General features: G+C 60.7%; 7 protein-coding genes. All 7 read right to left on the reverse strand.

What is annotated here, in order from left to right; all coding sequences use genetic code 11:
* Positions 1 to 449: 449 nt before the first annotated feature.
* On the reverse strand, positions 450 to 3,095 hold the full coding sequence (locus tag FGZ14_RS08180) for a glycosyl hydrolase 115 family protein (protein ID WP_139923160.1): 2,646 nt from the start codon (positions 3,093 to 3,095) through the stop codon (positions 450 to 452).
* Positions 3,096 to 3,200: 105 nt separating this feature from the next.
* Entirely contained in the window at positions 3,201 to 4,316 is a 1,116-nt protein-coding gene (locus FGZ14_RS08185; RefSeq protein WP_139923162.1) for an endo-1,4-beta-xylanase, read from the reverse strand.
* Between the two features lie 58 nt (positions 4,317 to 4,374).
* Positions 4,375 to 5,958 carry an alpha-N-arabinofuranosidase gene (locus tag FGZ14_RS08190; protein ID WP_139923165.1) on the reverse strand — a complete coding sequence of 528 codons (1,584 nt, stop codon included), beginning with the start codon at positions 5,956 to 5,958 and terminating at the stop codon, positions 4,375 to 4,377.
* A 259-nt stretch (positions 5,959 to 6,217) separates the two neighbouring features.
* A complete protein-coding gene (gene xylA / locus FGZ14_RS08195) occupies positions 6,218 to 7,549 on the reverse strand; it encodes a xylose isomerase (RefSeq protein ID WP_139923167.1) in 1,332 nt (443 codons plus the stop codon).
* Complete coding sequence (locus tag FGZ14_RS08200; RefSeq protein ID WP_139923169.1) at positions 7,527 to 9,053, reverse strand: xylulokinase; 1,527 nt, start codon at positions 9,051 to 9,053, stop codon at positions 7,527 to 7,529. Before FGZ14_RS08200 ends, xylA begins: the two co-directional genes overlap by 23 nt.
* 417 nt (positions 9,054 to 9,470) lie before the next feature.
* On the reverse strand, positions 9,471 to 11,345 hold the full coding sequence (locus FGZ14_RS08205; RefSeq protein ID WP_139923171.1) for an endo-1,4-beta-xylanase: 1,875 nt from the start codon (positions 11,343 to 11,345) through the stop codon (positions 9,471 to 9,473).
* Positions 11,346 to 11,600: 255 nt separating this feature from the next.
* Positions 11,601 to 13,787 carry a glycoside hydrolase family 3 N-terminal domain-containing protein gene (locus FGZ14_RS08210; protein ID WP_139923173.1) on the reverse strand — a complete coding sequence of 729 codons (2,187 nt, stop codon included), beginning with the start codon at positions 13,785 to 13,787 and terminating at the stop codon, positions 11,601 to 11,603.
* Positions 13,788 to 13,874 lie beyond the last annotated feature (87 nt).

Consider the following 13,874-nt stretch of genomic DNA (forward strand, 5'->3'; position numbering starts at 1 on the left):
AAAATAGAAAGTTGAAAAGCCCGCACCACGTACCGCACTCTACTGCAAACAACCGCTTACCGTTGGGCCGGGTTAGCTTCCATAGGGTACAACATCTTGGCCTGGTAAAAGACCTGACGTGTCTTTACGCCGGAACCGGGGTATTGTTCAGGTACAACCATAGGTCCCCTACCCCACCCTAACTTCTTAAAAGCCGGTTAATGCTTCCCTAGCTGGCTGTATATGCGTTCCAGATATACGTTCCAGGCTAATGGTCATTCCGAGCTTGTCGAGGAATCTCGCGTGCTGATGTTGTGGTGCTAATCGTACGTCAGCACGCGAGATTCCTCGACAAGCTCGGAATGACGTTCTTGACCACACCGACCCGGCTGGACACCTCTGGGGCCAACAACAAACAACCCTGCCCGGCGCGAAGCCGAACAGGGTTGAAAAAAAGATACTGGCAGCTGCTAGCGGCGGCCGACGCTGCCTTTGCCCGCGGCGGACGTGGCAGTTGGGCTTTCCGGCGGACCGAGGTAGGTGGCTGGCAGCGTACCCCGGCTGATAACCAGCTTTTCCAGCACCACACCGGGATCCACGCGCCAGAATTTCACGGTGTGGGTGCCCGCGGCGGCTATGTTGTGCTGGGATGTTTTGATGATGATGCTTTCGGCTACAGCCCGTTCCCAGGGTCTGTTACCATTATCGGCCACCATGCCGGTGTGCAGATTGACGAGCTGGGGCGCTTCGTCGTCAATGGAAACGGCGTATTGCAAGCCTTTCCCAGCGGTGAAATTCAGGGTAGGCGCCAGGTAGGCGTGCACCGTAACGGGGCCGGCCTGCTGCAACGTGATGGTGTACTGCAGGTGAGGCGACTCACCACCGGGCGCGGCCTGCGCGGCGGCTGTAACGGGGAAGGTGGTCATGGCACCCAGGGTGCGGCCCAGGTCGGGCAGGTGCTGCCAGGTAACGGAGCCAGCGTTTACGGCTTTGGTGTAGTGCTCGGCTTCCATGCTCACGTAGCCATCCGTCTCCACGAAACCAGCGCCGGATACTGCAGCAGGCTTGGGCGTGGCAGCGGGGACTGTTGGCTCTACAATCACCTTAGCTTCTTTAAGCGACAGAGTTTTCACTTCGGGCATTTTCTGCTCGTTGGGCTGCTGCCAGTAGGTGTAGCCGATGTGAGTCTGGTCCATCATGTGGTTCCACTTGCCTCCGGCCAGGGCGTGGTAGCGCTTCGTAATTTCGGCATCCTTGGCGTAGAGGGCCCGGGCTTTTTCGGCCAGCTCATTGGTGTTGGCCTGGCCTTTTTGGGCCGCATCGTGGTTCAGGGCCACGGTGTAGTACAGCTCGTTGAGGTTGGCGCAGGCCTGCACAGGGTGCAGCACCAACTGGTAGTAGGCGTCGCGGGAGGTGGCCGGAATCTTCTGGTTGATGGCTTCGGCGCGGGCTAGCAGCTGGTTGTACTCGGCTACTACCGTGGCCCACTCGCCGGTAGCGAGGCTGTAGGTTTTCTGGTCGAGCAGCTCGGGCTTGCGGCGGGCGTTGTACTTGGCGTACTTGGCCAAGATGTCGGCAATGTCGGCGGCATTCTTCTCCCCAAACTGCTCGGCAGCCCAGCGCTGGGTATATGCGGCCACGTCGGTAGCCTTAATCTGGTCGGGGTTCCAGGCGTAATTCAGGAAGAAGCTGATGGGCAGCTCCATGGGCTTCAGGTCGCCCACGTTCACAATCCAGATCTGGTTGGCGCCGTACTCGTGGGCCAGGTGCATTTGCTCCCAGATGCGGGGTAGCGGGTTCGTGTTCAGCCACTTGTAGTTGCGTGGGCCACCCACGTAGTCGAAGTGGTAGTAGATGCCGTAGCCGCCGCTGCGGGGCTTCTCACCGGGCTTGGGCAGCTTGCGAAGGTTGCCCCAGTTATCGTCGCAGAGCAGCAGCGTCACGTCGTCGGGTACGCGCATGCCCCGGTCGTAGTAGTCCTGTACTTCCTTGTAGAGGGCCCAGAGCTGGGGCGTTTGCTCGGCCGGTTTGCCGGTGGCTTCGGCCAGAATCTGGCGCTGGTCGGCCACGATGCGCTCCAGCAGGGAAATGTTGCTTTCCTCGCTCATGGGCTCGTCGCCGTCGCCGCGCATGCCAATAGTCACGATGCTTTCGTGGGTGCCCATGTTCACGATGCCCTGGCGCCAGAAGTCGGCCAGCGTTTTCTGGTTGGTCTGGTAGTTCCAGGGGCCCGAGCCGAAGCGCTTCCACTCCTGCTGGGCCCGCAGCATGGGCTCGTGGTGGGATGTACCCATTACCACGCCGTACTCGTCGGCCAGCACCGGGCTTTGCTTGTCGTCGTCGTTGAAGGCATTGCCCCACATGGCGGGCCACAGGTAGTTGCCCTTCAGGCGCAGAATCAACTCAAACACGTGCACGTACATCTTCGAGTTGATGCCCCCGAACTTCTCCTTGGCCCAGCCGCTCAGGGCCGGCGCCTCGTCGTTGAGGAAGATGCCGCGGTACTTCACTTTTGGCTCGCCCTGGGTGTGGCGCCCCGCCGCCACATAGAGCGCCTTCTGCGGCTGCACCGGCACATCGGCCCACCAGTACCACGGCGACACCCCGATTTGCTGCGACACATCATAGATGCCATAGATGGTGCCGCGCTTGTCGCTGCCGGCAATTACTAGGGCCCGGTCTACGCCCGCCATCGGCTTGTCAACCGTTTGCACCACAAACGTTTCCCACTTGCCCATCAGAGCTGAGGCATCCAGCTTGCCGGCTTGCACCAGCCCATCAATCAGCGGACTTTTGCCCAGGGTACCAATCAGCACCACCTCTTTGCCTTTGGGCGCCTGGTCAGTCGTCAGGGCAGGCTGCTGCTTGGTAACCCGCTGCACGTCAGCCTGCAAATCCCGGGCGGCGCGCAACACGCCGGGCCAATCCTGGGCACTGGCGAACAGCGGCGCTACCTTGCCGGAGGCGGCCAAGGCAAAGCTACCCTTGCTTTTTTTCGCGGAAATGTAGGTTTCGCCTAAGCCAGTCGGCGTATCGGCCCAGCTTGGCGTGTAGGCCAGTAAGAGCAGCAGTAGGGCCAGCGAGAAGCGGGTTAACCTATGGAGGGATGGAGACATCGAATAACCTTGAAGATGAAATGAAACTGACCCGGCAACTGTGGCTACGGCAGCGAGTGTTAACATTCTGCCGCGTCAGTAGCCGGTAGCGTATCTGGTTCGGGCTTACTTGCTCGCCCGGAGCACTGCCTGCACCGCTGGCTTTGGCTGGTAGTTGCGGTCAAACAGCAAAGGGTAGCTCGTGCGGCCTCGGATCGGCCAGTCGTTCAGCCAGGAGTCGGCGTCGGTCACGCCCCAGAGCGTAACCCGGTCGATGACGTCGCGGTGCTTGTGAAACAGAGCAAACAGGTCGGCGTAGCGTTTGGTCAGCTTCTGCTGCACCGAATCAGGCAGGCCGGTGGTGTACACGTTGTATTTGGCATCGGCCCCGAACGTTTCGGCAATGTCGGCGCCCTGGCGGCGGCTGGGGTTCGGCAGCACGTCGATGTCCAACTCCGTGAAATTGACTTTGCATCCCAACTGAGAGAAGGCCACGATGCTGGCTTCCACATCCTCTAGGCTAGGCTTAGTGAGGCCGTAGTGGCCCTGCATGCCAATGGCGTCCACCTTGATGCCTTTCGCCTGCAGGCTCTTGACCAGCTTGATGACGCCCGCCCGCTTTTCGGGACGGTAGAGGCTGTAGTCGTTGTAGTAGAGCTGTGCTTTGGGGTCAGCTTTATGGGCATACTCAAAGGCCTTGGCGGCAAAATCCTCCCCGAGGATTTCCAACCATTTGGTTTTGCGCAGGTCACCCTGCTGGTCGTCGATGGCTTCGTTTACCACGTCCCAGCCCGCAATTTTGCCTTTGTAGCGCCCCACCACCGTGTTAATGTGCTCCTCCAGCCGCTTCAACAGCAGTTCCCGGCTGGCGGGTTTGCCCTCAGCATCCTCAAACACCCACTTGGGCGTTTGCTGGTGCCACATCAGAGTGTGGCCAATCGTGAACATTTTGTTTTGCTGCCCGAAGGCCACGTAGTCGTCGGCGGGCTTGAAGTTGTACGTGTCCGGTTTCGGGTGCACAGCCTCCCACTTGAGCAGGTTTTCGGGGCTGATGGTGTTGAAATGCTTCTTCACCAGGTCCATCGACTTAGCATCACGGCCGCTTATCTGGCGGTTGTTGAGGGCAGCGCCCACGTAGAAATCCTTTTTGAAGGCATCCTTCAAGGGCTGATCCGCCTTGGGTCCAAAGCCGAGGCCAAGGCCGGCTAGCGCAAGGCACACGAGTGCTTTCTGAGGTTTCATAAATCGGTTCTGAATGATGGAGCAGCCGGGCACACGCCGCCGCTGCCTCGACAAATACTTACTTCAATTCCAGCACCAGCACCGACTGCGGGGGCACTTCCACGCTGAGCTTGTCGCCGCGCTTGCGGGCGCCGTTGAAGGCGGCCAGCTTAACGTTGTTGGGCTTGTCGAAGGTGTTGTGGTCGGCCACGTTACCGGAGGTGAGGATGCGGCCCGACACAGTTTTCCAGCTGACGCCGGGTAGGACGGTTTCCAGCTTCTGGCTTTTCTTCGTGTCGAGGTTGACCAGGGAAATGTGCACGACGCCGGCCTTGTCCCGCGAGGCGGAGGCGTTCAGGGCCGGCAGCTTCTCGCCGTTGAGCACGTAGTCGGGGCTGGCAAACTGCAGGGGCAGGAGTTGGGCATCCTGGTGCACCTGGTACAGATCGAAGACGTGGTAGGTAGGCGTGAGCAGCATCCGCTCCTTGTCGGTCAGGACGAGGGCCTGCAGCACGTTCACGGCCTGGGCCAGGTTGGCCCCACGCACCCGGTCGGCGTGGTTATTGAAGATGTTGAGGGTAGTACCGGCCACCAGGGCATCGCGAAGGGTGTTTTGCTGGTACAGATGGCCGGGGTTGGTGCCCGGTTCCACGTCGGTCCATACGCCCCACTCGTCCACCAGCAGCGCTACCTTCTTGTCCTTGTCGTACTTGTCCATGATGGCGGCGTGCTTGGTGACCACGGCGTCTATTTTCAGGCAGTTGCGCAAGGTGTTGAAGTACTGCTGCTCATCGAAACCGGTGGCCTTGCCCTTACTACCCGTCCAGCTACCGGTGGGCAGGGTGTACTGGTGCAGGGTCAGGCCCCACATCTGGTTGAGCGGGATGTTTTTCATGCACGTTTCCGTCCAGTGGGCATCGTCGCCGTTAGCCCCGCTCACGATTTTCTTGAGCGGCGGCGAGGCGGGGTAGCTGTGGGCGAAGGTGGCGTAACGCTTGTACACATCGGTGTAGTACTCGGCCGTCATGTTGCCGCCGCAGCCCCAGCTTTCGTTGCCAATGCCCCACCACGACACGCCATACGGCTCAGGATGGCCGTTTTTGCGGCGCTCCAGCACCAGCGGCGTATCGTCGTTAGAGTTGAGGTACTCCATCCAGCCGGCCATTTCCTGCACCGTGCCGCTGCCTACGTTGGCCGCCAGGTAGGGCTCGGTGCCCAGCAGCTTGCACAGCTCCAGGAACTCGTGGGTCCCGAAGGAGTTGTCCTCCAGGTTGTTGCCCCACCACATGTTCAGCATTTTGGGGCGCTGAGCCGCGGACCCTACCCCGTCGCGCCAGTGGTAGGTATCGGCAAAGCAGCCGCCGGGCCAGCGCAGGTTGGGCACCTTAATCTTGCGCAGGGCCTCCACAATATCCATCCGGATGCGGCCCTGCTTGGGTACGTTCAGCTTTTCATCTACCCAAAAGCCGTCGTAAATACACCGGCCCAGGTGCTCGGCAAAGTGCCCGTAAATGTGCTTGCTGATGACGACTTTCGGGTTGCCGGGCTGCACGGTTATGGGGATGGTTTGGGCCTCTGTTGGAGCAGCCGTTAGCAGGACCAGGCCAGTAGCCAGGCCGAGGGTTTGGCGCAACAGGCGGGGTAGGGAGAAAGGTTGGGACATGGGCGGGAGGTAGGAAACAGTGGGAAAGGTCGGGCACAAAAAAACGTCATGCTGAGCTTGCCGAAGCATCTCTACCGGCTTCGGTGGGATAAACCCCGGCGAAGCGGTAGAGATGCTTGGCTATGCCGACCTTCGGTTCGACAAGCTCAGCACGACGTTCTGTATTTTCCGGTACAAGCAACAAACGATCCTGGCCGACCTTTCCCCCTTGGGTTCCCACGCCCTTAGGAAGGCCGGCCAGTTTCGTTTGTAAAGTCGCTTAGATGTACTGGTTGATGATGTTTTCCAGCCACTCCTGCTTGCCGCTGCGCAGGGTGGGCTCGCCGTGCTCGTGGGCAATGCGGCGCAGGTCTTCCAGGGTCAGCTGGCCTTTCTCGAAGGCAGCACCCTCACCCGAGTCAAACGAGGCGTAGCGCTCGGTGCGGAACTTGCGGTAAGCCGACTTCTCCAGGATGTCGTTGGCTACCACCAGGGCGCGGGCGAAGGTGTCCATGCCGCCGATGTGGGCCACGAAAATATCCTCCAGGTCGGTGGAGTTGCGGCGGGTTTTGGCGTCGAAGTTGATGCCACCGGGCTTGATGCCGCCGTGCTCCAGAATGATGAGCATCGATTCGGTCAGCTCATTTAGGTTGTTGGGGAACTGGTCGGTATCCCAGCCGTTCTGATAGTCACCACGGTTGGCGTCCATAGAGCCCAGCATATTGGCGTCGGCGGCTACCTGCAGCTCGTGCTGGAAGGTGTGGCCAGCCAGGGTGGCGTGGTTTACTTCCAGGTTCAGCATGAAGTCGTCCTGCAGGCCGTACTCTTTCAGGAAGCCGATTACGGTAGCGGCGTCGAAGTCGTACTGGTGCTTGGTGGGCTCGGCGGGCTTGGGCTCAATGAAGAACTTGCCCTGGAAGCCCTGCTTGCGGGCGTAGTCGCGGGCCATGGTCAGGAAACGACCCATGTGCTCCAGTTCGCGCTTCATGTTGGTGTTGAGCAGGGTCATGTAGCCTTCGCGGCCACCCCAGAACACGTAGTTTTCGCCGTTCAGAGCAATCGTCGCGTCCAGCGCATTCAGCACCTGAGTGCCGGCGTGGGCTACCACTGCGAAATCGGGGTTGGTAGAAGCGCCGTTCATGTAGCGCGGGTTCGAAAACACGTTGGCCGTGCCCCACAGCAGCTTAATGCCGGTTTCCTGCTGCTTCTGCTTGGCGTACTCTACAATGCGCTGCAGGTTGCTTTCGTACTCGCTCAGCGAAGAGCCTTCGTCCACCAGGTCGATGTCGTGGAAGCAGTAGTAAGGGGTGCCGAGCTTGGTGAAGAACTCGAAGGCAGCGTCCATCTTGTCCTGAGCACGGCCCAGAATATCACCTTTAGCATCCCAGGAAAACTGCTTGGTGCCGGGGCCAAACGGGTCACCGCCGGTGCCGGTGAAGGTGTGCCAGTACGAAATGGCGAAGCGCAGGTGCTCCTTCATCGTCTTGCCGGCTACAATGCGGTTCTCATCGTACCATTTGAATGCGAGCGGGTTGTCCGACTCACGACCTTCAAACTTAATGGTATCGATGCCCTTGAAGTACTCCGTCTTAGAAAGCGTGCTGAGCGACATGGTGGGAAGTAGTGGTAGGTGAAAGAATTTGTTGGGTGAGGGCCTCATGCCAGCGGGCATAAGCTGAGTGGTATTGCTCCTGCAGGGCAGGGGTAGGCTCCAGGGTCAGGATGCGCTCCAGCCCGGTGAAGGCTTCTGTGGGGCTGGCGTAAAGCCCTACCCCTATGCCGGCACCACGGGCCGCGCCCTGGGCCGCATCGGTGTTATAAAGCTCCAGCTCCACGTTGCCGCTGTTCACGAAGGCCTCGCGGAACACTGGGCTCAGGAACATGTTGGCGTTGCCGGCGCGCACCTTGCGCACCTGCACTCCCGACTCTCGCATGATGTCCATGCCGTAGTTTAGGGCGAAAACGATGCCTTCCTGGGCGGCGCGCAGCACATGGCTCCGGCCGTGAATATTGAAGCTGAGGCCGCGCAGCTCGGCGGTAGTGGGGCGGTTTTCCAGCACTCGCTCGGCGCCGTTGCCGAAGGGCAGGAACTGCAGCCCCTCCGCTCCTACCGGGGCTTGCGCCGCCAGCTGGTTCATTTCGTCGTAAGGGAGCTCGCCCACAACCTTGCGGAGCCAGCTGTTCAGAATGCCCGTGCCGTTTACGCACAAGAGCATGCCATTACGGGGCTGAGCCGGAGTGCTGTTGACGTGCACGAAGGCATTCACGCGGGAGCGGGCATCTACTACGGGCTGGTCGCTGATGCCATATACTACCCCCGAGGTGCCGGCCGTAGCGGCAATTTCGCCGGGCTGCAGCACGTTGAGAGAGAAGGCGTTGTTGGGCTGGTCGCCGGCGCGGTAGGCAATGGGCGTGCCGGCGTGCAGGCCCAGCTCCTGGGCGGCCTCAGGTGTCAAGCGGCCCTGCTCGGCGAAGGTATCCACTACCTCGGGCAGCAGGTCGCGGCTGATGCCGTAGAAATCCAGCAAGTCCTGGGCAATGGCCTGCTCCCGGAAGTTCCAGAACACCCCTTCCGATAAACCCGACACCGTGGTGCACAGGCGGCCGGTCATCTGAAAGGCAATAAAGTCGCCGGGCAGCTGAATTTTGTGGATCTGCTCGAAAATGGCCGGCTCGTTTTCCTTTACCCACTTGAGCTTGGAAGCTGTGAAGTTGCCGGGCGAGTTCAGCAGGTTCTGCAGGCAGTACTCCTCTCCCAGGCCCTCGAAGGCCTGGTTGCCGTACTCCACGGCGCGGCTGTCGCACCAGATAATGGCGGGGCGCAGCACCTTGCCGTTCTTATCTACCAGTATCAGGCCGTGCATCTGGTAGGTAATGCCGATACCGGCTACCTGCGTGGCATCGAAGCCGTAGGTCTGCTTTAGCTCGTGGGTAGCATTTACTACCTCCTGCCACCACCGCTCCGGGCGCTGCTCGGCCCAGCTGGCCAGCGGCGCCAGTATTTCCATTTCCTTTTTAGGAGAGGTGACGCTGGCCAGGCAGCGGCCAGAATCGGCATCGAGCAGGGCTACTTTAATGGAGGAGCTGCCGATATCGTACCCGAGCAGGTAGTTCATGGGTGGGAGTTCAGGGGAGCTACCGGGGTAGCCCAGTGGGAAGCCAGGGTCCGCTAGGCAGCGGACCACAGATCAGCAACGCTTGGAAATATTCAATTTTAGCCACTACCGCAACTACCTATACCAGCTTGTTGCCTGTCGCCGCTAAAAGACCACTTCCAGGGTTTAGTATTCGAATATACAGCAACAGCTTTTCCAGAAGATACTATCAAAACCCTTGTAACAGGCTTATTTTCAAATAAAAATACCGAAAACGTTTCCGAAAACGGTTCCGATAGGCAGCAAGCAATAATTTTATTTTCGTAGAATATCTTCGAATAGTAAAACGAACAAGGCGCGTAGCGCACTATCTGCACTACGCGCCTTGTTCGTGATAGTTCTATTTAACCGGAAACCAGGTGCTAAAGCCGCTCTATGCTACTGGAGAACTACTTTATAAGAAAGTAATTGCCCACTCTCCTCTACCTGCACTACATACAAACCGGGGGCTACTGCCAGCTGCAGCTCCTGGGTAGGCAGGGCTTTGGCGCTCAACTGTTGTACTACCCGGCCCTGCAGATCCAGTACCCGCACCTGCGCGGCTTTGCTCAGGCCGCTGAGGGTAATGCGGCCATGGGTGGCGGGGTTGGGGTACACCCGCACCTTGGAGGCTTGGGCGGCTTTGCTGCTGAGCACGGTGGCCTGCACGTAGGTGCGCAGCCAGGCCAGCGCCGAGCGCTCGGTGTTGTCGGCGTTGGCGAGGTAGGCGCCCTGGGCCGTGCGCCAGTGGCCGGGACGGTAGCCCCACAGGGTCACGCCCTTCACGGCCGGGTGCGTCCAGAGGGTGGGGAATACGCGCTGGTACTCGGCCAACTGCACGGCATCGTCAAGCTGGTTCGAGGAGTTTACACCATCAATGTCCAGCTCCGTAATATAAAGCGGCTTGCCGGCCGAAGCCAGCACATCGAGGTTGGCCTGCAGAGTAGCGGCCGGGATGTTACGGGTCTCGAAGGCGTGACCCTGAATGCCTACCCCGTCCACCAGGTTGCGCTCCTTGAGCAGGTTGATGATGCCGAGGTAGCGCTGGGCGCTACCGCTGCTGGTGATTACGCCGTAGTCGTTGATCATGAGCTGGGCCTTGGGGAAGTATTGCCGGGCCAGCTGAAACGACTTGATTACCCAGTCCCAGCCGGTGGCGCCGGCCCCACCCAGGGCTTCGTAGTAGTTGCCGGCGCCGCTGCCGGGGGTGTTGGGGCCGTTGTTGCCAGTGGAGCCGTTCAGGGGCAGGTCGTTGGTAGCTTCGTTCACGACCTCAATCTGGTCGAGGTCGGGGTAGCGCTGGGCCACGGCCGCAAACCACTCGTTGATTTCGGCCAGCTGCTCGGCAGCGGGCAGGTTTTCAATCCAGACCGGCTGCTGCTGCCCCCAGATGAGGGTGTGCATCTTGAAGGGGTAGCCCTTAGTCTTGGCCAGAGCGTAGGCCGAGTCCAGCTCGGTCCAGTTCATCTGGTTACGGGTGCCTTCCACGCTGCCCCACTTGCCGGCGTTTTCCGGCGTTACCTGGTTGAAGTAGGCGTTGAAGAAAGGCTTCTGGGGCTGGCTGTACACCCCGCCCAGGAACTTCGACTTACCGGCCGCTAGCACCGGACCTTTGGGAATAAAGGTAACCGGGGCGGTAGTAGAGCCCTGGGCGCCGGCATCGAGGTTAGCCACGGTGAAGTGGAGGCCCGTAGCGCCAAATACCAGCTTGTCAATGTCCAGGCCGTCTTCCCGGGCCCCAATCTGAAAGGTCTGGGTCAGGCTGCCGGCTGCTACTGTGAAGTTGATGGGCGCCTCGCCCCCGTTGAATTTTGAGAGGTTAATCCACTTCCAGACGCCATTGGTTGCCCCGCCGGCTCCGTCCACGGCAATGTTGCCGCTGGTGTAGCCCACGGAGTTCAGCTGGTTGACGGTAATCCAGTCGGCGTCAGCATCGACCTGCTTGGTCCCGAAGCCATTACCGTAGTAGAAACTGTCGTCGTTGGCGGTGGCGGGTCCTACCCGCACACGGGCGTAGAGGTCGTAGGCGCCGGCGCCGGGGAACGTTACGGAGTAGGTGATGACGCGCGCGGCCGTGCCGGGGTTCTGGCTGTTAATCGTAGCCGTGGGCTTCACGGTCACGTACTGCACGTCGGCCTGAGTGGCAGTGTTCCAGTCGGCGCCCAAGGTGCCGGTTTCGGCCTGCTGCACCACGGGCGCATTCTGCGCCCAGGCGGCCCCATTGCCGAGGAGAGCGAGTAGCGCTCCGGCAAAAAGAGTAGAGGTTTTGAACATGATAAATGGGAAAAGTGGGTGTTTAAAAGCAGCCCCGGCAGGCAATGTGGGAGCCTGGCTGGGCTGTGGTTGGGAGCTACTGGAGGGGTAGGAAAATCAATCGGCTTCCCTTGGCCCCTCTCCGGAAAAGGATAGGGGAACTAGTTTCAGCATCATTCTGGCTTATCTTTCCCTCCCCCCTCCAGCCGAGAAGTCAGCTTATACTTCCAGCTTTTAGCCCCTCGAAGAGAAGACAGGAGGTAGGCGAACCAGAAATTACTTAACCGCCAACACCGCCGTGGCCGGCTTGCTGGCCCCGAGGGTTTGGCTGCGCGCAGAGGGTAGGGAGCCGCCCACGGCAATGGTCACGGGGGCGGTGGGCGCTACCGATTTGCCCTGGGCGTCGATGAGGGCCAGCTGCTCGGGGGTGAGGGTGAACTTGATGGTGGCGCTGGCGCCGGGCTGAAGCTGCACGCGGCGGAAGTGTTTGAGGGCGTAGCGCGGAATCTGCTGGCCCTGTCGAGGGGTATGGGTGAGGTAGAGCTGCACCACTTCCTCACCGGCTACTTTGCCAGTGTTGCGCACGGTGGCTTCTACTTCTACCGGCTTGTTCCGGGCTGCTTTCTTGGGCAGCTTCAGGCCGGAGTACTCAAATTTGGCGTAGCTCAGGCCGTAGCCAAAGGGGTACATGGGCTCCTGGCTCATGTAGCGGTAGGTGCGACCCAGCATGCCGTAGCTTTCGTAGGCGGGCAGCTGGTCGAGGCTCTTGGGGAAGGTGATGGGCAGCTTGCCCGAGGGCGACACTTTCCCGAACACGATGTCGGCCACGGCGTTGCCGCCTTCCTGACCGGGGTACCAGGCCAGCACCACGGCATCGGCCAGTTCGTGCACCTCCGAGAGGTTCATGGGGCTGCCGCCAGTAATGATGGCTACGATGGGCTGGGTGTTGTTTTTGCGCAGGCCACGCAGGAAATCAATCTGGTTCTGGGGCAGGTTGTAGTCGAGCCGGTCGCCGAATGAGGGAGAGGCAATGGACTCGCCCTCCTCTCCTTCCAGCAGCCCCGTAATGCCCAGCACTACAAACGTAGCATCCGAGGTGCGGGCCGTGCCGCTCACCCAGTCCACGCCGTTCTGGTTGGGGCGGTCGAGCAAGGCGCCGGGACGGTACTGCATCTGGCTGGCGGGACTCACCCCGGCCACCAGACCCTCCAGAATAGTTTTCATCTCGGGGTTGACGCCGTAGTAGTTGCCCAGCAGCGCGTCGAGGTTGGCGGCGTTGGGACCCGTCACGAAGTACTTGGCTAGGTCGTTGCGCAGGGGTAGCACGCCGTTGTTTTTCAGCAGCACAATGGACTTCTGGGCGGCCTCGCGGGCCAGGGCGCGGTGCTGGGGGCTGTTGATGACCTCGGCGCCCAGCTTGTCGTAGGGGCTGCTGCCGGGGGCGTCAAACAAACCCAGCTTGAACTTGGTGCGCAGCAGAATGGCCAGGGAGCTGTCCATCTTGGCCTCCGTGGTCAGCCCTTTCTGCACCGCCTCGGGCAAGGACGGGTACACGCTGCCGCAGTTCAGGTTTACGCCGCGCTCCAGGGCCAGAGCGGCGGCCTCGGCGGGCGTTTTCACCACGTTGTGACCCTTGTAGAAGTCCACCAGCGCCCAGCAGTCCGACACGATGTGGCCCTTAAAGCTCCACTGCTTGCGCAGCACATCCTGCAGCAGGTACTGGTTGCCGCAGCAGGGCTCCCCGTTGGTGGCGTTGTAGGCGCACATTACGGCTTCCACATCGGCATCTACCAGCTGCTTAAAGGCCGGCAGATAGGTTTCCCGCAAATCCTGGGGCGAGGCCACGGCGTTGAACTCATGGCGCAGCTTCTCGGGGCCACTGTGCACGGCAAAGTGCTTGGCGCAGGCCGCTACTTTCAGGTGCTGGGGGTCAGGGCCCTGCAAACCTTTCACAAACGCTACCCCCAGGCGCCCCGTCAGGGTCGGGTCCTCGCCGTAGGTTTCCTGGCCCCTACCCCAACGCGGGTCGCGGAAGATGTTGATGTTGGGCGTCCAGAACGTGAGGCCGCTGTACTGCTGGCGGTAGCCCTTGGCCACGGAGGCGTTGTACATGGCGCGGGCCTCATCGGAAATAGCCGTGGACACACGCAGGGCCAGGTCGTCGTCGAAAGTAGCGCCCAGCCCGATGGCCTGCGGGAACACCGTAGCGGCACCCGCCCGCCCTACCCCGTGCAGGGCCTCGTTCCACCAGTTGTAGGCCGGGATGTTCAGCCGCTCAATGGCCTTGCTGTTGTACATCATCTGATCGGCCTTTTCCTCCAGGGTGAGGCGCGAAATCAGGTCCCGTACCCGCACGTTCACGGGCTTGGAGGGGTCGAGGTAAGCGGCCGGAGCCTGCTGGGCCTGTACCGTGGGCAAGCTCAGGCAGGCCAGCACCCCCGATAGGAGCAGATGTTTCTTCATAGGGTGGGAAAGGAGGAGTCAGGAAACGCAACGCCCTGAGGCCCCGAAAACTCGGGACCTAACAAAGCGGCATAGTACGGGTAGGTG

It is taken from the genome of Hymenobacter sp. DG01 (assembly GCF_006352025.1).
Taxonomy (GTDB): domain Bacteria; phylum Bacteroidota; class Bacteroidia; order Cytophagales; family Hymenobacteraceae; genus Hymenobacter.

What these genes read in the sequence shown, in the direction of transcription:
- FGZ14_RS08185 (WP_139923162.1), bottom strand. Translation starts at nt 4,316, where the DNA reads ATGAAACCTCAGAAAGCACTCGTGTGCCTTGCGCTAGCCGGCCTTGGC.
- FGZ14_RS08190 (WP_139923165.1), bottom strand. Translation starts at nt 5,958, where the DNA reads ATGTCCCAACCTTTCTCCCTACCCCGCCTGTTGCGCCAAACCCTCGGC.
- FGZ14_RS08200 (WP_139923169.1), bottom strand. Translation starts at nt 9,053, where the DNA reads ATGAACTACCTGCTCGGGTACGATATCGGCAGCTCCTCCATTAAAGTA.
- FGZ14_RS08180 (WP_139923160.1), bottom strand. Translation starts at nt 3,095, where the DNA reads ATGTCTCCATCCCTCCATAGGTTAACCCGCTTCTCGCTGGCCCTACTG.
- FGZ14_RS08210 (WP_139923173.1), bottom strand. Translation starts at nt 13,787, where the DNA reads ATGAAGAAACATCTGCTCCTATCGGGGGTGCTGGCCTGCCTGAGCTTG.
- xylA (WP_139923167.1), bottom strand. Translation starts at nt 7,549, where the DNA reads ATGTCGCTCAGCACGCTTTCTAAGACGGAGTACTTCAAGGGCATCGAT.
- FGZ14_RS08205 (WP_139923171.1), bottom strand. Translation starts at nt 11,345, where the DNA reads ATGTTCAAAACCTCTACTCTTTTTGCCGGAGCGCTACTCGCTCTCCTC.